Annotated in this window: 15 protein-coding genes; 9 read left to right on the forward strand and 6 right to left on the reverse strand. The window is 72.1% G+C overall.

Features of this window, described 5'->3' with window-relative positions:
- Positions 1 to 33 precede the first annotated feature (33 nt).
- The 3 genes from GGQ91_RS13105 to GGQ91_RS13115 all read left to right on the forward strand — a co-directional run bounded on the left by GGQ91_RS13105 (position 34) and on the right by GGQ91_RS13115 (position 2,292).
- The gene (locus GGQ91_RS13105) at positions 34 to 777 is read left to right on the forward strand and encodes a DJ-1/PfpI family protein (RefSeq protein ID WP_043357320.1); all 744 of its coding nucleotides are present in this window, start codon (positions 34 to 36) and stop codon (positions 775 to 777) included.
- A gap of 96 nt (positions 778 to 873) precedes the next feature.
- Positions 874 to 1,212: a heat shock protein HspQ gene (hspQ, locus tag GGQ91_RS13110; protein ID WP_043357318.1), complete on the forward strand. Its 339-nt coding sequence runs from the start codon at positions 874 to 876 to the stop codon at positions 1,210 to 1,212.
- A gap of 84 nt (positions 1,213 to 1,296) precedes the next feature.
- Positions 1,297 to 2,292, forward strand: coding sequence for a DUF4424 domain-containing protein (locus GGQ91_RS13115; protein WP_182592172.1), 996 nt, complete (start codon positions 1,297 to 1,299; stop codon positions 2,290 to 2,292).
- A gap of 122 nt (positions 2,293 to 2,414) precedes the next feature.
- Here GGQ91_RS13115 and GGQ91_RS13120 read toward each other — a convergent pair whose 3' ends face one another.
- Positions 2,415 to 3,191 carry an invasion associated locus B family protein gene (locus GGQ91_RS13120; RefSeq protein ID WP_043379642.1) on the reverse strand — a complete coding sequence of 259 codons (777 nt, stop codon included), beginning with the start codon at positions 3,189 to 3,191 and terminating at the stop codon, positions 2,415 to 2,417.
- 454 nt (positions 3,192 to 3,645) lie between these two features.
- Here GGQ91_RS13120 and GGQ91_RS13125 point away from each other — a divergent pair, with 454 nt between their 5' ends.
- Entirely contained in the window at positions 3,646 to 4,944 is a 1,299-nt protein-coding gene (locus GGQ91_RS13125; protein WP_274927521.1) for a class I adenylate-forming enzyme family protein, read from the forward strand.
- A 162-nt stretch (positions 4,945 to 5,106) separates the two neighbouring features.
- Positions 5,107 to 5,451 (forward strand): hypothetical protein, encoded by a 345-nt coding sequence (locus tag GGQ91_RS13130; RefSeq protein WP_043357312.1) that lies wholly within the window; start codon positions 5,107 to 5,109, stop codon positions 5,449 to 5,451.
- Positions 5,452 to 5,610: 159 nt separating this feature from the next.
- Here the strand turns inward: GGQ91_RS13130 and GGQ91_RS13135 are convergent, their stop codons facing one another.
- Entirely contained in the window at positions 5,611 to 6,855 is a 1,245-nt protein-coding gene (locus tag GGQ91_RS13135; protein ID WP_043756817.1) for a UbiH/UbiF family hydroxylase, read from the reverse strand.
- A 525-nt stretch (positions 6,856 to 7,380) separates the two neighbouring features.
- Positions 7,381 to 8,265: an alpha/beta fold hydrolase gene (locus tag GGQ91_RS13140; protein WP_182592173.1), complete on the reverse strand. Its 885-nt coding sequence runs from the start codon at positions 8,263 to 8,265 to the stop codon at positions 7,381 to 7,383.
- A gap of 97 nt (positions 8,266 to 8,362) precedes the next feature.
- On the opposite strand from GGQ91_RS13140, the gene recG reads away from it, so the two are divergent.
- Together recG and GGQ91_RS13150 are read left to right on the forward strand one after the other, a co-directional pair.
- A complete protein-coding gene (gene recG / locus GGQ91_RS13145) occupies positions 8,363 to 10,594 on the forward strand; it encodes an ATP-dependent DNA helicase RecG (RefSeq protein ID WP_182592174.1) in 2,232 nt (743 codons plus the stop codon).
- 286 nt (positions 10,595 to 10,880) lie between these two features.
- On the forward strand, positions 10,881 to 11,204 hold the full coding sequence (locus GGQ91_RS13150) for a hypothetical protein (RefSeq protein ID WP_043357302.1): 324 nt from the start codon (positions 10,881 to 10,883) through the stop codon (positions 11,202 to 11,204).
- A 257-nt stretch (positions 11,205 to 11,461) separates the two neighbouring features.
- Here the strand turns inward: GGQ91_RS13150 and GGQ91_RS13155 are convergent, their stop codons facing one another.
- Positions 11,462 to 12,268, reverse strand: coding sequence for a DUF502 domain-containing protein (locus GGQ91_RS13155; protein ID WP_374701387.1), 807 nt, complete (start codon positions 12,266 to 12,268; stop codon positions 11,462 to 11,464).
- A 116-nt stretch (positions 12,269 to 12,384) separates the two neighbouring features.
- Positions 12,385 to 13,320: a sugar kinase gene (locus GGQ91_RS13160; protein ID WP_182592175.1), complete on the reverse strand. Its 936-nt coding sequence runs from the start codon at positions 13,318 to 13,320 to the stop codon at positions 12,385 to 12,387.
- Between the two features lie 743 nt (positions 13,321 to 14,063).
- On the opposite strand from GGQ91_RS13160, the gene GGQ91_RS13165 reads away from it, so the two are divergent.
- Positions 14,064 to 15,017: a PAS domain-containing protein gene (locus GGQ91_RS13165; protein ID WP_236961451.1), complete on the forward strand. Its 954-nt coding sequence runs from the start codon at positions 14,064 to 14,066 to the stop codon at positions 15,015 to 15,017.
- Between the two features lie 137 nt (positions 15,018 to 15,154).
- Here GGQ91_RS13165 and GGQ91_RS13170 read toward each other — a convergent pair whose 3' ends face one another.
- On the reverse strand, positions 15,155 to 15,583 hold the full coding sequence (locus GGQ91_RS13170) for a Ros/MucR family transcriptional regulator (protein WP_043357295.1): 429 nt from the start codon (positions 15,581 to 15,583) through the stop codon (positions 15,155 to 15,157).
- Positions 15,584 to 16,181: 598 nt separating this feature from the next.
- On the opposite strand from GGQ91_RS13170, the gene GGQ91_RS13175 reads away from it, so the two are divergent.
- Positions 16,182 to 17,594 carry a DUF4105 domain-containing protein gene (locus GGQ91_RS13175; protein WP_043357293.1) on the forward strand — a complete coding sequence of 471 codons (1,413 nt, stop codon included), beginning with the start codon at positions 16,182 to 16,184 and terminating at the stop codon, positions 17,592 to 17,594.
- The last annotated feature ends 50 nt before the right edge of the window (positions 17,595 to 17,644 follow it).

A 17,644-nucleotide genomic window follows, 5' to 3' on the forward strand; every position in this document is an offset into this window, starting at 1 on the left:
GTAGGGTGTCCCGGTCCACCACGGAGGCCCGGCATGATCCCGCCCGACACCCATCTGCAGATCGGCTCGCTCCTGTTCGAGGGGCTGGACCAGATCGACCTCACCGGCCCGTTCGAGGTCCTGTCCCGGGTGCCCAACAGCACCTACCGGGTCTACGCGCCGAGCCTGGACCCCGTCCGCGACGTCCGCGGCCTCCGGATCCTGCCGGATGCCACCCTGGCGGAGGCCCCGCGGCTCGACGTGCTGCACGTCCCGGGCGGCCAGGGCCAGGAGGCCCTGATGCGGGACGCGGCCGTGCTCGGCTGGATCCGCGACCAGGCGGCCGGGGCCGGCCACGTCCTCTCGGTCTGCACCGGCGCGCTCCTCCTCGGTGCGGCCGGTCTGCTGGTGGGGCGGCGGGCCACGACCTACTGGAACGCCGTCCACCTGCTCCCGTTCTTCGGGGCCGAGCCGGTGGATGAGCGCGTCGTGATCGACCGCGACGCGGACGGCCGCACCTGGGTGTTCGCGGCCGGGGTCACCGCGGGCATCGACGGGGCGCTGCGGCTCGCCGCCGCGCTGCGCGGCGACGAGGCCGCGCAGGCGATCCAGCTCGGCATGCAATACGCCCCCGAGCCGCCCTTCGACAGCGGCACGCCCCGGACGGCCCCGCCGGCCATCGTGGCGCGGGCGCGGGCGGCCGCCGCCGACCTCACCGCTCGGCGCGAGGCCACCGCCCGGGCGATCGCGGCCGAACGCGGCATCCGGCCTCCCGAACCCGCGTCCGTCACCCGATGACGCGCAGGCCGGTGCGCGCCGTTACCGGTCGGCGGCACCGACCCGGTGACAGGCCCCGTCAACGGACCTATCTGTCCGTTCTGGACGGACTGAACCATGACGGACGTAACACTGAGAACCGCGAAATTCGCGATCGGCGCCGTGGTGCGCCACCGGATCTACCCGTTCCGCGGCGTCGTGTTCGACGTCGACCCGGTGTTCGACAACACCGAGGAATGGTGGCTGGCGATCCCCGAGGAGGTCCGGCCGCGCAAGGACCAGCCGTTCTACCACCTGCTCGCCGAGAACGCCGAGACCGAGTACGTGGCCTACGTGTCGGAACAGAACCTCCTGCCCGACACGTCGGGCGAAGCCCTGCGCCATGCCGGCATCGCCGAGATGTTCGAGCGCGACGCCGCCGGCGCATACCGGATGCGGGACCGCCCCACGAACTGAGCGGGCCGGGACTCGTCAAGATCCTGGCAACGCCGCCGCGATAGCCTTCCGTGACGGCCCGTGCCGTCGCACGGGCCCGACGCCATGATCCGACCTGTCGCCGCCGCGCTTCTGGCCGCCGGCCTTCTCTCGATCCAGGCCCGCGCCAACGATAGCGCCGCCGAACTCGATGCCGGCGGGCTGGTCCTGAGGCGCGAGCCCGGAATCGCGCTGGCGAGCGAGGACCTGTCGATCGCCAGCGACCGGATCGGCGTCTCCTACCTGTTCCGCAATCAGGGGCAGGAGCCCCGCACGGTGCGGATCGCCTTCCCGCTGCCGCCCATCGACGGGCGCGAACTCAGCTTCTCGGCCCTCGCGCTGCCGCAGCCCGAAAGCCCGAACTTCGTCGGCTTCACCGTGACGGTGGACGGAAAGCCGCTCGCACCGGAGCTGGAGGAGCGGGCCTTCGTGGGCGAGCGCGAGGTGACGGACCTCCTCCGCCGCCACGACCTGCCCCTGAACCCGCTGCGCTTCGACGCGATCAAGGCGGCCGAGAAGCGGATCGGCACCGCCGCGTGGGCCGAACTGGTCAAGGCCGGCCTGTTCCCCGAATCCGAGGGGATGACCGATCGCATGACCGAGGGCCTGTGGCGCAGCGAGGCGAAGTTCCACTGGCTCCAGACCTTCCCGCCCGGGCAGGATGTCCGCATCGCGCACAGCTACGCGCCGGTGAACGGCTTCCATTTCCTCGACCTCAAGGACGCCTCCCGCGAGGGCTACCGGGCGACCTACTGCCTGGACGAGGCCGGGCTCACGGCGATCCGGCGCCTGCAGGCGAAGGCGGCGGATCCCAGCGGCTACCTGCGCGCCACCGTGGTGCCCTACATCGTCACCACGGCGCGCAACTGGGCCGCGCCGATCGGGCGCTTCACCCTCACGGTCGACAAGGGCAGCCCGGAGGCGGTGGTGAGCTTCTGCCGCACGGGCATCCGGAAGACCGGGCCGACCACGTTCCGCTGGGAGGCCCGGGACTACGTTCCCGACCAGGATCTGCGCGTGCTGATCGTCCAGCCGGGTTCGGGCCCGGCGGGGACCCGGTAGATCCCGGCGCCGGGCGCCTCAAACGCGAAGGGCCGGACCTCGCGGTCCGGCCCCCGATACGGACCCGCCGCGCGGCGGGTCGATGGCGCTCGCGGTCCCGGAGGACCGCGGACGAGAAGCCCTTACTTGGCGGCGGGGGCCGGCGCCGCGGCACCGGCGGCCGGAGCGGAGCCCTGCTGCTGCTCCAGCTTCTTGCGCATGTCCTCGGAGCGCTTCTCCAGCTCGGCCTGGAGCTTCTTCTGCTGCTCCTCGAGGACCTTCGGGTCGATGGCCGGGCCGTCGAAGGCCTTGCCGAAGCCGGTCAGCGGCACCGCGAAGGTGACCTCGCGCTGGGTCTGGTTCTGGACCGAGACGTTGAGGGTCGTGCCCTTCTTCATCGCGGCGATCACGCCGGCATCGACGCCGCCTGCCTCGGCGAAGCAGCCGTTCGGGAAGCAGACCGCGAAGCGACCGGCGGTCGCCGCCTGGCCGTCGACGCTGAAGCGGATGCCCGGCTGCAGCAGCAGGCCGAGCGGCAGCAGGTAGCGCACCACGCGCACCTCCTGCTTCTGGGCGGCGTTCTTCATCTCGTAGACCGCCACCGCCAGCACGGGCTGGCCCTGGTCGGACACGAAGTCGCGGGTCGTGTAGCAGATGTCGGTGCCCGAGCCCTGATCCTTGCCGCAGACCTTGGTCCAGTCGGCCTGGCTCGGCTCGGACTTCACGGCGACGATCTGCGGGCCGGTCTGGGCGGCCGGGGTGTTCGCCGCCGGGGTGCCCGGGGCGGTCGGCGCCGGCGCGGCCGGCGCGGGAGCGGCGGGCTTCTTCGGCTGCGCCAGGGCCGGCGCGGCCGCGAGACCGAGGCCCGCGAGGCCGAAAAGAGCGGCGCGCGCGAGCGTCGCGGTGCGGGTGAAGGACATCGGCTCTGACCCCTTGGAAGAGACGTGGTGTGGCTGGCAGGATGCGGAGCCGGCCTGGCGGCAGGTCCGCCGGACCGTCCGGATGCCCGCCGCGTTGGCGTGCCGCCCGGAACTCCGGATGAATCGGTCCGGCCATCGGGCGGGACGGGCGCCCGTCTGCGCGCATCCCTCACCCCGGCGACCGGGCGGCCTGCCTTTCCCCTTGAATGAGGCGAAGGCATGACACCGCGGCCGGGGAGGCTGTCGGAACCGTCCTGGCCGCGCCCGGCCCCCGATAGGCCCCCATACGCCCGGCCGCAAGCACGACGTTGCGCGGGCGCGAGGCACGAGCGCGTGATCGGGGCACGCCGTCGGCCGCCGGCGGCCGCCCTCCGGCGGCGGCCCCCTTAGCGGTCGGTTAACCCTGCCGGGCCGAGATGGTAGGAGTTCTGCAGGATCGGCGGGGGCGGCGGGTGTGAGCGCGTTGGCGGTGGCGGAGTGGGCGGCCGACGCCGCACTGGACGCGTCCGCGCGATCCGAGGACGCGCCCGAAGGCCTGTCCGAAAGCTTCTTCGGCGGCCTGTCCGAGGGTCTCGCGGCCCGCCTCTTCGCGGCGGCTCTGACGGGCCCCCAGCGCACGGTCCTGCGTGATTCGGGTGACCGCGTCGCTTGGTGCGGGCGCCCGGCCATCACCTGGACCTACGCGGCCGCCGCCGAGATCGTCGGGCGGCTCGCCCGCGGGATCGGCGCGTGGCGGCTTCCCGCCGGCAGCCGGATCGGCCTGTGGTTCTCGGGGGGCGCCGAATCGACCCTCGCCCATCTCGCCGTCGAGGCGGCGGGCCACCTCCCCTGCGCGATGCCGGCCGTCTGGGATTGCGCCGAGCTCTCCGCCGGGATCGAGTCCGCCGGCCTCGTGGCCGTTCTGACGGAGGGCCGCCGCGGCGCGCGTCGGCCCGCGGAGGACCTCACCCGCGCGGCCATGCGCCATTTCGGCCTGCGCTACCTCGCGGCCTTCGGTCCGAGCGTGCCGGACGGCGTGATCAGCCTCGACGCGATGGCCCTGGAGCGGGGCGTGGTCGAACCGGCGCCGAGCCGCGGCCTCGTCACCTTCGCGGGCGGCGATCCCGGCCGGCCCGTCTACCGCAGCGCCGCGGCGCTCGCGGCGGCGATCGCCGCCCATCTCGACGCGCTGCCCCTGTCCGCGGACGAGCGGGTCCTGACGCTCCTGCCCGGCCACGACCTGCGCGGCCTCGTGACCGGCCTCGGCGCCGCCCTGGCGGCGGGCGCCGGCCTGGAGACCGTGCTGCCCTTCGACGAGGCCGGGTTCCGCGCCGCCCTCCTGCGGCCGGTGCCCACCCGGCTCGTGGTCCCGGCCCTGGTCGAATCGGCCATTGCCGCTCTGCCGCTGCCCTGGACCGTCCGCGTCCTCGACGTGGTCCATCGTGCGCCCGCGCGGCTGACCCGGCGGAGCGCCGGGCTCGCGGGCCCGCAGCGCCTCGATTCGCTGGTCCTGGGCGAGGCGCTGGTGCTCACGCGCCCCGGCCTGGAGGACCTCGCCGCGACCCTGGCCCATCCGGAGGACGCGCTCCTGCCGCGCACGCTCCTGGACGTCGGCCACGGGCCCGCGGGCGGCCTCGGCTGTCGTGGGCCGGCCTGCGCCGCACAGGCGCTTCCCCGGAGCGGAAACCCGGAGACGGATCCGCGCGCGTGGCGAGATTCGGGCTACCGCCTGCTCCTGTCGGGCGGGACGGCCGTGGCGGTCGCGGCGACCTGAACGGCGGCGCCGCGCCGGTTCATCCGGCGCTCAGGCGGCGCAGATAATCTCGCATCTGCACACGGACCCACGGGATCCGAACCGCCTGTTGGCGGGTTCTGCATCGGATTGTCGTGACGGCTATCTTTCCAAGTCGTCCGGGATGGAGTACCGCTCAAGCTTATGGGTGCGCTGCAACAAGTGCTCGTGGTCGACGACGGCGTCCGCGCCGTGGACCGGTCCCTCTCGGGCGAGCTGGCCAGCCTCGGCTATGCGAGCGTGACCGCCTCGATGGAGGCGGCGGACGACGTGCTGGCCGTGATCGCCCGGCCGGCCGCGGTGCTGCTTCAGGCGCCCACCCGCCGCGATCCCGCCTATGCCCGCCGCGCCGCCCGCCTCCGCGGCCATCTCCGCGACCGCGGCATCCCGGTGATCCTCATCAATGATCCGGGCGGGGCCCGGGCCGGCGGCCCGGTGGACCTTGCGACCCGCCTCGGCGCCTACGTGGCCGCCCAGCCGGATCTCTGAGGCCGTAGGTCCCCGTACCGCCTTAACGGGCGTCCCTGAACCGTCTCGTCCGTGCGCGCGCAGCGAATCGATCTCAGGGCCGCGTGCGCCGTCGGGCGCCGAAATGCCCCGGGGGATTGCGGCGCGCGCAAAGACGCCGGCTGTCGCGGCGCCCGCGGTTCAGCGGGCCGCCCGCATCAGCTCCGGGGCGCCGAGCCGGGGTAGCACGCCCTCCCGCATCACGAGCCGGCGCAGCGGTCCGAGCTGCGTCATCGCCAGCAGGCCGAGGCCGCGGAGCGCGTCCACCGGCAGCAGGCCGGTGAGCAGGCTGCGGTTGAGGAGATCCACCGCGGCGGTGCGCGCCGCCGTGTCAACCCGGCGCGCCCGCGCATAGGTGTCGAGCACCGGGCGGCTGCCGGGATCGCGGCGGTCCCGGGCGGCGACCAGCAGGGTATCGCGCAGGGTCGCTGCGTCGCGCAGGCCGAGATTGAGCCCCTGGGCGCCGATGGGTGGGAAGACGTGGGCCGCCTCCCCGATCAGAACCAGCCGATTCGCCACCGGCCGGGTCACCGCGAGGCCGCGCATGGGCACGAGGCCGCGGGGGCCGTCGACCCGCATGGCGCCGAGCATCGCCCGGGCCTGCCGCTCCACGGCTTGGCCCAGAGCGGCGTCGTCGAGGGCTGCGAGACGCCGGGCCGCGCCCTCCCCGGTCACCCAGACCAGACTGGACCGGTGACCGCCCGGCAGCGGCACCAGGGTGAAGGGACCGGACCGGGTGTGGAACTCGGTGGAGACGTCCCGGTGCGGGCGCGCATGGGCCAGGATCGTGGTGATCGCGCTCTGTGGGTAGGTCCAGTCGCGCACGCGGACGCCGCTGGCGGTCCGCAGCGGCGAGCGCGCGCCGTCGGCGGCCACCACCAGCCGGGCCTCGACCGCGGCGCCATCGGCCAGGGCGATGCGTGCCGTCGCTTCGCCGGGCACGGCGCCGGCGGCGTCCGCCTCGACCAGGGTGAGGTTGTCCTGCGCCCGGGCGCGGGCGCGCAGGCTCTCGACCAGCCGGGCGCTCTCGACGTTCCAGCCGAAGGCGTCGAGGCCGATCTCGGCGGCGCGGAAGCGTGCCGGCGGCGGCCGGAACAGGCTGCCGGTGTCGTCGACGATCTGGAGTTCGCAGAGGGGACTCGCGTGCGGCGCCACCGCCTCCCAGGCGCCGAGCGCCTCCAGGAAGCGCACGGACCCATCGAGGAGCGCGACGGTCCGCCCGTCCGCCACGGGGGCGTGGCGGCCGACCAGCGCCGTGGGGATCCCCTCCCGGGCGACCGCCAGCGCCGCGGCGAGACCCGCGGCCCCGGCCCCGACCACGGCGACCTCGAACGGCGTCGCGGCGCCTCCGACCTGGCCCGCTTCGACCTTGGCTCCTTCGGACATGTTGCCCCGCACGCGCTCCGCTCGTTCCTGGGTCGGCCGGGCTCCGCGCCCCCCGTCCGGGAGATGGCCGCCGCCACGGTCTCCCGTCGGCGCGGCCCATGCCCGTATCTGAGCATTCCGCCCTCTCTGCCAAGCCCGATCCGCGCAGGCCACAGCGCCGCACGCCCGGAGATCCGCATGCCGTCGCGATTCGATCCGACCTCCCGCTTCGCCAGCGTGGCGCCGCGCTGCGGCGCCACGCGCCGGATCCCGGAGGCGCGCCGCCACGCCTGCTGCGGCACCGGGCCGATGTCCCTGCCCCTCGTCGCAGGGGGCTACGCGGTCGCGGGATACGGCATCGCGGTGGCGCGGGTGCGCCGGGCCCGGACCGATCCCGCCCGGCCGGACCGTCCTCTCCGCGGTGGCCGACGCCCGGGCGCCCGCCGCGACGGAGGCCTGGGCGGCAGCCGAGCCCGGCGATCTCGACCGGGCCGAGACCCTGTCGGCCCACCTCGCGGTCGATCTGTTCCGGGCGGCTGACCGCCGTCAGCCCAGGAACGCCGTCAGCTCCGAGACGACCGCGTCCGGCCGCTCCTCCTGGAGGGTGTGGCCGCAATCAAGCGCCCGGCCCGAGACGGTGGTGGCCTTCTCGCGCCAGGTCGCCAGCACGTCGTAGGTCTGGCCGACGACGCCCTTCGCGCCCCAGAGCGCCAGCAGGGGCGCCGCGACGCACGCCTCCGCATCGGCGGCGTCGTGCTCCAGGTCGATCCCGGCCGCCGCCCGGTAATCCTCGCAGATCGCGTGGCGGCAGGCGGGGTCGGCGTAGCAGCGCAGATACTCGGCGAAGAGGTCCGGCGGGGTGGAGCCGGGCGTCTTGGACTGGCCCTCGACGTGGTGGCGGAGGAAGTATTCCGGATCGGCCCCGATCAGCGTCTCCGGCAGGGGATGGGGCTGGATGAAGAAGAACCACCAGAAGTACCGGGTGGCGAAATCCTTGTCGGTGCGCGCGTACATGGTCGCGGTCGGCGCGATGTCGAACAGGGCGATCCGCTCGACCGCGGCGGGATGGTCCAGGGCGAGGCGGTGGGCGACGCGCCCGCCCCGGTCGTGCCCGACCACGGCGAAGCGGTCGTGGCCGAGCGCCCGCATCACCGCGACCGCGTCGGCCGCCATGGCGCGCTTGGCGTAATTGGTATGCCGGTCCCCGCCCGGGGGCTTCGACGAATCCCCGTAGCCGCGCAGGTCCATCGCCACCACGCTGTGGCGCTCCGCGAGTTGCGGGGCGACGTGGAGCCACGTGGAGAGGGTCTGCGGATGGCCGTGCAGCAGCAGCACCGGCGGGCCCGAGCCGGCCGAGCGGGCATGGATCGTCACGCCCGGTGCGGTCTCGATCCGGTGCCGGTCGAAGCCCGGCAGGAAGTCGCTGGCCATGGGATCGGTCTCTGGGCTCGGTCTTCATCGGCCGCACTGGCGCGCCGGGATGCACCGGATGATAAGGCGCCTCCGGCACCATGTCCGCCGAACCGCCATGACAGATGCACGCGCGACTCAGGACCCGGCCTTGAAGGACCCCGACGCGGCCGAGTCGTCCGAGGGCGAGGCCGCCCGTGCGCGCCCCGCCGCATCGGCCGACGCACCCGCCCTGCGCCCGAGCATTCTCGACGCCCTGTTCGCGCCGGCCCGCGCCCTGCCGGGCATCGGCCCGAAGATGGCGCCCCTCATCGAGAAGCTGCTCGGCACCCCCGAGCGCGAGGCCCGGGTCGTGGACCTGCTGTTCCACCTGCCCCAGGGCGGCGTGGCGCGGAAGCTCATGGGCTCGATCAGCGACGCGCCCGTCGGCGAGCCGGTGACGATCGGCGTCACCGTGGTGGCGCACCGGCCGGCCCAGATCGGTTCGGGCCGGCGCCCGCACCGGGTTCTGGTGGAGGATGCCACCGGCGACATCTCCCTGGTCTTCTTCGGCATGCCCCGCGCCCGGGTGGAGAAGATGCTGCCGCTCGGGGCACACCGCTACATCACCGGCCGGATCGACCTCTGGGACGGCACCCGCCAGATGGTCCACCCGTCCCGGATCGTGGACGAGGCGGGACTCGCCGAGCTGCCCGCCGTCGAGCCGGTCTACGGCGCCACGGAGGGGCTGACCTCGCGGGCGATCAACAAGCTCGCGGTGGCGGCCCTCGACCGGCTGCCGGTCCTGCCGGAATGGCAGGACCCGGCCTGGCTGGAGAAGAATCGCCTGCCGGCCTTCGCGGATGCGCTCCGCCTCGAGCACCGCCCCGAGGAGGCGCCCCCGAAGGCCGAGGATCCGCTCCAGCCGCCGCCCGCGACCCCGTCCCGGAAGCGGCTGGCCTACGATGAACTCCTGGCCTCGCAGCTCGCGCTCGCCCTCCTGCGCGCCCGCCAGCGGCGAAAGGCCGGCCGGGTCAATGCCGGCGACGGCGCCCTGAGCGCCCGCATCGAGGCCGCCCTCCCCTTCGCGCTGACCGGCGCCCAGGCGCGCGCGGTGGCGGAGATCCGCGCCGATCTCGCCGCGCCCCGCCGGATGCTGCGCCTGCTCCAGGGCGATGTCGGCTCGGGCAAGACCGCGGTGGCGCTGCTGGCCATGGCCTCGGCGGTGGAGGCCGGCCGTCAGGCCGCCCTGATGGCCCCCACCGAGATCCTCGCCCGGCAGCATTTCGAGCGGCTCAAGCCCCTGGCCGGCGGTCTGCGCCTGCGCCTGATGACCGGCCGCGACCGGGCCGCGGAGCGCAAGAGCACGCTCGCCGCCCTCGCCGCGGGCGAGATCGACATCCTGGTCGGCACCCATGCCCTGTTCCAGGAGGCGGTCACCTTCCGCGATCTCGGCCTCGCGGTGGTGGACGAGCAGCACCGGTTCGGCGTCCATCAGCGCCTCGCGCTGGGCGCCAAGGGCGAGGCGGTGGACTTCCTGGTCATGACCGCGACGCCGATCCCCCGCACCCTGGCGCTGACCTTCTTCGGCGACATGGACGTCTCGATCCTCGACGAGAAGCCCGCCGGCCGCCAGCCGATCCGCACGATCACCCTGCCCACCGAGCGGATCGACGAGGTGGTGGCCGGCCTCGCCCGGGCCATCGCGGGTGGCGAGCGGGTCTATTGGATCTGCCCGCTGGTGGAGGAATCGGAGTTCGTCGACCTTGCCGCCGCGGCCGAGCGCTTCGACGACCTGCGGCAGCATTTCGGCGATGCGGTCGGGCTGATCCACGGCAAGATGCCCGGCCCCGAGAAGGATGCCGCCATGGCCCGGTTCGCCGCCGGGGAGACCAAGCTCCTCGTCTCGACCACCGTGGTGGAGGTGGGCGTCGACGTGCCCGAGGCGACCATCATGGTGATCGAGCACGCGGAGCGGTTCGGGCTGGCGCAGCTGCACCAGCTCCGCGGCCGGGTCGGGCGCGGCTCGAAGGCCTCGTCCTGCCTGCTGCTCTACCGGGGCCCGCTCGGGCAGGTGTCGCGGGCCCGGCTCGAGATGATGCGCGCGAGCGAGGACGGGTTCCGCATCGCCGAGGCCGACCTGAAGCTCCGCGGCGAGGGGGAAGTGCTGGGCACCCGGCAATCCGGCATGGCCGCGTTCCGGCTCGCCCGCCTGGAGAGCGATGCCGCCCTGCTGGAAGCCGCCCGCGACGATGCCCGCATGATCGTCGAGCGCGACCCCGGACTGAAGAGCCCCCGCGGGCAGGCGCTGCGGGTGCTGCTCTACCTGTTCGAGCGCGAGGCTGCGATCCGCTTGATCGGCGCCGGATGAACGGTTTCGTTCAGGAAAGTCCGGTGTTCCTGAACGGTGGGGGGCTGGAATCGCCCTCGCTCGGCCAAGCCGGGAGGCCGATGCCGCAATGTCACAGGCTCTCGGGAAAGACCAATCTTATTAAGAACTTGTTGGGATTAGGCGGAAGCTTGGCCGCGTCTTGGCGGCGGCCCGGCAGGCTCCGGACAGGCCGCGCGATCTTGCATCAGCCATATTCTTCCCTTAACTGGAGATGAACGAATGGCCCGGTAAGCCGGGACATCACGGACGAATCTGGAGGACGGACATGTCGAACGGACTGTTCCAAAACCTGCCGGGCTCCCACGAGATGGCCGGTATCCAAGCCCTGCCGACCGAGCCCTGGCTGCTGCCGATCTCGGATCGCGCCGCCGAGGCGGCCGGCAAGACCGCGGACGAGTTGCAGGCCGCCGTGCGGCGGGCCGCCCGCCCCTTCTGGCTGGCCGCCAACGGGCTGTGCATCGCGCTGGGTCTCGCCCTCACGCTCCAATGCGCCGCCGGCTGGGGGCCGACGCCCCCCCGCAGCGCCGTGACGGTCGCGCAGGCGACCCCGCCGACCATCGCTCCGCAGACGGCTTCGCTGCAGCGCTGAGCCGCCGCGGAACGGACGGGATTTCCAAGGCATTCCAGGCCGGTCCGCACCTGTGCGGGCCGGCCTTTTTCGTCCGCCCTGCAGGCGGCATCGGCCCCGCCTTCAGGGGCTTTGCGAGGGAGACGACGCAATCCGGCGGCGCGTCACGCCGCGCGGGTGGCCGCGACCGGGTCGCCGTGTTGTGCGCGCGGTGACGGGTCGGTCTCGGAGCCGGGCGGGCGACGCGCCCGAAGCGGGCCTGGCCCGGAAGCGCGGCCTCACGCGTCCTGCGGCTCCCGACGCGACACCGTTCCGCCGGCCTGCTGGGCCGTCCGCAGGGTCGCCGCCATGGCGTTGAGGCGCCCCTGCGGATCCTCGGGCTGGATCACCCCGGCCGACATCACCAGCTTGGCGGCGTCGTCGACGCTGATGGCGAGTTCCACCACCTCGGCGCGGGGCAGGTAGAAGAAGAAGCCCGTGGTCGGATTGGGGGCGCAGGGCAGGAAGACGCCGACGAGTTCGTCGGCGGGGGCGCCCCGGGCGCGCAGCGCGCCCTCGACCTCGTGGCCGGCGGGAGCCGACAGGAAGACCACGGACCATGTGCCCTTCACGGGGAACTCCACCAGCCCCACCGTGCGGAACGACGTGCCGTTGGCCGAGAACAGGGTCTCGAAGATCTGCCGCAGGCCCTTGTAGAGGCCGGAGATCACCGGCGTCCGCGCCAGCAGGACTTCGCCGAACTCGATCACCGAACGGCCGACGAGGTTGGCCGTGAGGAAGCCGAGCAGCGTGACCGCCAGGAAGGCGATCACGAGGCCGAGGCCCGGGATCGAGAACGGCAGGTAATGGTCCGGCAGGTAGCTCGCCGGCACCAGCGGCTTCACGAACGAATCGATCAGCGCGATGAACCACCACGTGATGTAGGCGGTGATGGCGAGGGGGCCGGCGACGATGATCCCGGTGAGGAAGTAGGTGCGCAGCCGGCCGCGCGCGCTGACCCGCGTCTTCGGGGCGCCGCCGCCCGCGGCGGCGTCGGGCTCGGGAATCTGGATCGGCGGGGGAATCGGCGGGGGACTCGGCGCCACGGGTGCCCTCTCGGCCGCACCACGCGCGGCGATGAAGCTGCGGGGATCGTCCCCCGGGAGCAGAGGTAGCGGTTGCGCCTGTCCGCCTCAAGGGCGGCCCCCGGTCCCGGCGACCCTCAGGCGTCCGGAGCGGGCTGCCGGACGGCGGGTGCCGGCATCGCGTCCCGGGGAATCACGGCGCCGCGATGCCCGATCACCGCCCCGGCGAGGCGATGGGCCTCGCCGGCGGCGGCCTCCGGTGCCAGCCCGGCGATGCGCGCGGCGAGATAGCCGGCCGCGAAACTGTCGCCCGCGGCCGTGGTGTCGACGACCCGCACCGCCGGCCCGGCCGGCACGGCGGTGTCGGCCGTCCCGTGCAGCACCCGGGCGACGGGCCCGGATCCGCTGGAGGCCTTGAGCACGATCTCGGCCCGACCGCGATGGCGCAGCACCTCGTCCGCCCCCGCCGCGCCGAAGAGCCAGTCCAGATCCTCCGCCGAGGCGAAGATCAGGTCGGCCAGCGCCAGGGCCGCGCGGAAGGCCGCCCGGGCCTCGTCGTGGTCGGGCCAGCCGCGGGGCCGGTAATTGGTGTCGAAGGCCACCCGACCGCCTCGGTCCCGCAGGCGCGCCAGCGTCCCGAACAGGGTGGCGCGCCCGGTCTCGCCGTAGAGCGAGAGGCTGATGCCGGACAGGTAGACGAGGTCGTAGCCGGCCAGTGCCGCCTCGGTCTCGGCGGCGCCGGGCTCGGTGAAGAGGTCCCGGGCCGCGGCGCGATCACGCCAGTAGTGGAAGCTGCGCTCGCCCGCGGCATCCGTGCGGATGATGTAGAGCCCCGGCATCCGGCCCGGCAGCCGCCGGACCCGGTCGAGGCCGATGCCCTCGCGGCCCCAGGCTGCCGCCATCGCGTCGCTCCAGGCATCGTCACCCAGCGCCGTCACGTAATCGACCCTGACGCCGAGACGCGCGAGATAGAGCGCGGTGTTCAGCGTGTCGCCGCCGAAACCCTGGACGAGGGTCCCGTCCGGGCGTTCGGACAGCTCGACCATGCACTCGCCGATGCAGGCGACCCTCATGCGGTTCCTCCCGGTGTGCGGCCCACCTCCCCGCATTGTTCGGCCCGACCTGTCAACCGTCCGCCGGCGCGGCCGCACCGGATCCCGGATCCGCGCCCCTCCGTGCGGACCTGCGACCGATTGAACACGCGACCATGGCCGCCGGCGCGAGGTGACGAGAATAAATATTTGCTCCGTAATATTTATGAAATCGTCTTGTGGCCCGGCGTATTAAAATATCTTCTTTATGAATATGGATCGCGATTTATCCAATATTCAATGAATAGCTCGGGGAAATATGGCGTTGTCAAGCCTCTTGTCCGGAATAGATCCAATGTTATCGCGGATGATCATTGTTTTGAAACATGCGTGAGCGAGACACGGTGCCAACTTTTGCGGGTGCGCTGATCGAGAGCCGGTCGCGATGCGGTTCAGGCGGCGCGCCGCGGGGGCGGATGAGGGTTCCGCAGGCGGGATGTCCGTGTTGCGGAGATTGGCAGGCGCAAGCCCGCAGGTCATGGGCTGTATCACGATGATCTGGATCGGATTGGATAGGAATGCTGTATTGTAAAATAAATCTCGCAAAACATTTTACATTATTGCTTGAACATTGAGCTTAATTATGAATTAATTGCAATAAAAATTCCTTGTTCGGATGTGTGGAACGATGATATGGTCCGCGCGGTGCTGAGATGTTCCATACTGCTTTAAGCGCTCTGACATTTTCTTCGGGAGAGTTCCTGACTCTCACGGAAAGTCGTGGGATGAGCGGTGCGTGGAGCTGGGTCTTCGCGGGTGGGGAGCAGATCTGGTCTCCGGGATTCTACCGGTTGCTCGGTCTGGTGCCGAATGCCGCGAAGGCGCGCTATGACCTGCTGCTCAGCCTGATCCACCCGGAGGATCGGCACCTGATGCCGGCGCTGACCGATATCCGGCAGGGGCATGTCCCGCGCGAGGTCATCGTGCGGGTGATCCGGCCGAACGGCACGGTTCGCACCCTGTCGCTGACGATGGAGATCCGGTTCTCGACGGAGGGGCGCCCCGTCGCCCTCAACGGCACGGCGCTCGACGTGAGCGACCGGGAGCAGCTGGCGCGCCTGCGGCAGGAGGAGCGGCGGCGCCAGGGCGCGCTCTATCTCACGGAGCACATCACGACCTTCTCGATGGGCCTCGATCGCATCCGCGAAATCCCGTTCGCGGTCGCCCAGGTCCACGGCCTCCCCCTCGAGGAGATCTGCGCCGATCCGTATCTCCTGATCGTTCCGGAGGAGCGGAGCGCCTTCCAGGCGGCGGCCGCGGAGCGGATCGAGCGGCGGGCGTTCTTCCAGGGTACGGCCCACGAGCGTCTCGCCAACGGCGAGCTCTGGCATTTCCGGATTCTCACGATGCCGATCTGGGACCTGGACGGGACCTATCTCGGGCGTGGCGGCCTCAAGTACCCTGTCCGCAGCCATGCCCCCGTGCCGGTCGGCGCGCACGAGGGCCTGGAGCACTCCGTCACCGGGCACCATCTGCGCGCCGCCCGGGCCCTGCTCGACTGGTCGATGATGGATCTCGCCCAGGCGAGCGGCCTGTCGCATTCCACGGTGCGGCGCCTGGAGGAGGACAGCGAGCATCGGGGGAGCCGGTCCCGCCTGCACGCGGTCGATGCGTTGCGCCGGGCGGGCGTCCGCTTCGTTCCCATCGATGACGGGACCCTGGCCGTCGCCCGGGTCTGAGCCGCGCCCGCGCGCGGCGGGCCCCCACGGGGCAATCCTGCCGCGCCGGCCCGCAGCCCGGATCCGCGCCCGCCCGTCTCGGCACCCGTCTCGGCGCCCGGATGGGGCGTCGAGGGGCGGTGCGGACCGGGTTTCGCTCAGGCCGCCTTGTGGCCCAGCTGGATCGCCTTGGCGATCTCCGAGCGCTTGGCGGCGTAACCCGGGGCGACCATCGGGTAGTCGGCCGGCAGGCCGTACTTGGCCCGGTAGCGCTCGGGCGTCAGGCCGTGCGCGGTCAGGTGGCGCTTCAGGGTCTTGTAGGACCGGCCGTCGATGAAGCTGATCAGGCCATCCTGCTGGATCGAGGATTCGATCTGTGCGGCGGTCGGGCCGGTCCAGCCCGCACCGGATCCCGAGGCGCTCCCCTGCAGGACCGTTATGGCCGTATGCACCTGATCGATCAGAACCGGCAGGTCCCCCACCCCCACCGCGTTCCGGGACACGTAAGCCGCAACCAGTGAAGCCGTGCACTTGATCAGATCTGTGTTCAGATCTGAGGCCTTTTCGTTCAATTCGATCGTATTCATGTATCCCCCAGTGCGTAGAAACGAAGCTTGAGCATCAGCGCACCGACAAATCCGAACTCTTGATCGTGATTTACCGCCCGATCATGCGCCGAATTGCTTCGAGTCTGCCAAGATTGGCGCGTAACAATACAAAAACTGTGCGATTTGTCTACGGTTTATCTTAAGATGTGCTTTGAACACATTCTGTTCTTGCGAGGCAACATGAGGTTGCCATCTCGGGAGGCTTCGCAAATATTGCGCAGTGGCGGCGTTTGCTGCGGCGGCCTGCGGCCGATGACTGCGAATGGTCGCGCGATGACAGGCTGTCAGCGGCCGAATCAGTCGCGGAGACGTGGGACAATCCGGGATGCCGCCGGGCCGCGGGAGGCGCGGGCGAGGCGGCGGCACGGTCGTCGTCCCGGCCATCCGCGACCCGCGCGGGAGCCCGTGCGAGGCCGCGATTAACAAAGTCCTCAGGCAAGTTGTGGATCGTCGTCTCGATCGTGCGCCTCGCGCGCTCCTCAGACCTCGTGCGTGTCGGGAGCCTCGCTCCGGCCGTGACGGCATGGCGGGATCTGTGCGAGAGGCTCGTTGACGCGCGCTTTCGAGGGCGACCCCTATGTCCGGACCGTGTTCGACCTCCATCCCGCGTGCGCTCTCGGCGCTCGACGCGCCCGGACCGGGCGGCGCGGACGCCGCCGGCGGCCGGATGGCGCCCCTCTGGATGCTCCTCGTCGGGCGGGCCGCGGTCCGCCGCCACTGGCACCTGATCGTCGCCACGGGCCTGCTGTGGTCGTCGCTCGGCATCCTCGTGGCGATCGATTCCCTGGACGGGGCGCTCCACGTTCCGGACCGGTGGTTCGGCCTGATCCTGCTGGCGGAGGGCGTGAGTTCCCTCGCCGCCGGCCTGTCCGCGCTCGGCGCCGCCCGCCGGCTGCGCCTGTTCAAGGGCGTGCTGCTGTCGGTGATGGCGGTGCTGATCATGATGGCCACCCGGCACAGCACCTTCCTGCTCGCCATGATCTTCGGCATCGCCTTCACGGTGGACGGCGTGGTCCGGATCACGATCGCGAGCCTGCTGAAGTTTTCCGGCTGGCGGATGTCGGTGGCCCTGGGCGGCCTCAGCATCGCCTTCGGCCTGTTCCATCTCCAGCCCTGGCCGACCTGGTATGCCGGCACGGTGGGCTACTGCATCGGGATGTTCCTGATCCTGAACGGGGCCAACCTCGCGCTGGCCGGGCTGCGCACCCGGCGCCTGGGCACAGCCGAGCCGGCCGCCTCCGTCGGCAACGCCGAGCCCGGCAGCCTGACGGTCTATGTCTGGACCCCCACCGGGCAGGCGACGACCCCCGCCGGCCAGCGGCTGATCCGGCGCTACGTCGCCTCCGTCGACAAGGCGGGGCGGTTCTCCACCGGCCACGCCGCCCTGCAGCAGGGCGACGACCTCTACATCAGCCACTATCCCGCGGTGGAGATCGACCGTTCGCCTGCCAACCTGCGGTCGAGCCTGCGGGCCGGCCCCGAGAACGACGTGCCCGGACGCTTTCTGCCCTCCCACGAGGCGGAGGTGGCGGATTGGTGCCCGGCGACGGTGGCGGTGACGCTCAACGGCATCGACGCCGCCCGGTTGCGGGCGTTCTGGGCGTACTACAGCGCCGACACCACCTACAATTTCATCAGTCGCAACTGCTCCACCACGGTGGCCCAGGCCTTGGACATCGCGGTCGAGGGCGCGTTCAGCCGCGGCGGTCATCCCTGGCGGCAGCTCGCCGCGGCGCTGACCACGCCGGAATTCTGGGCGGCGGCCTTCCTGCGCAACGGGGCGCGGTCGATGACCTGGACCCCGGGCCTCGTGCTCGACTACACGCGGGCTCTCAGCGCCCTCGTCGATCCGGCCTCGCCGGTCCCGTCGATCGCGTGGCGGCGGGTCGGATGGCGTCTCCTGCGCAACTGGCGGGCACGGGGTCTGACGCCGCTGAGCCCGCTCACCCAGCAGTCCTCCGTGCGGGGGGGCGGACCGACCGAGGCCTGACCGGGCCTCGACCGGAGCCTTGTTGGCCGAAGCCTTCTCGGTGGAAGCCT

It is taken from the genome of Methylobacterium fujisawaense (genome assembly GCF_014138435.1).
Lineage (GTDB): Bacteria > Pseudomonadota > Alphaproteobacteria > Rhizobiales > Beijerinckiaceae > Methylobacterium > Methylobacterium fujisawaense.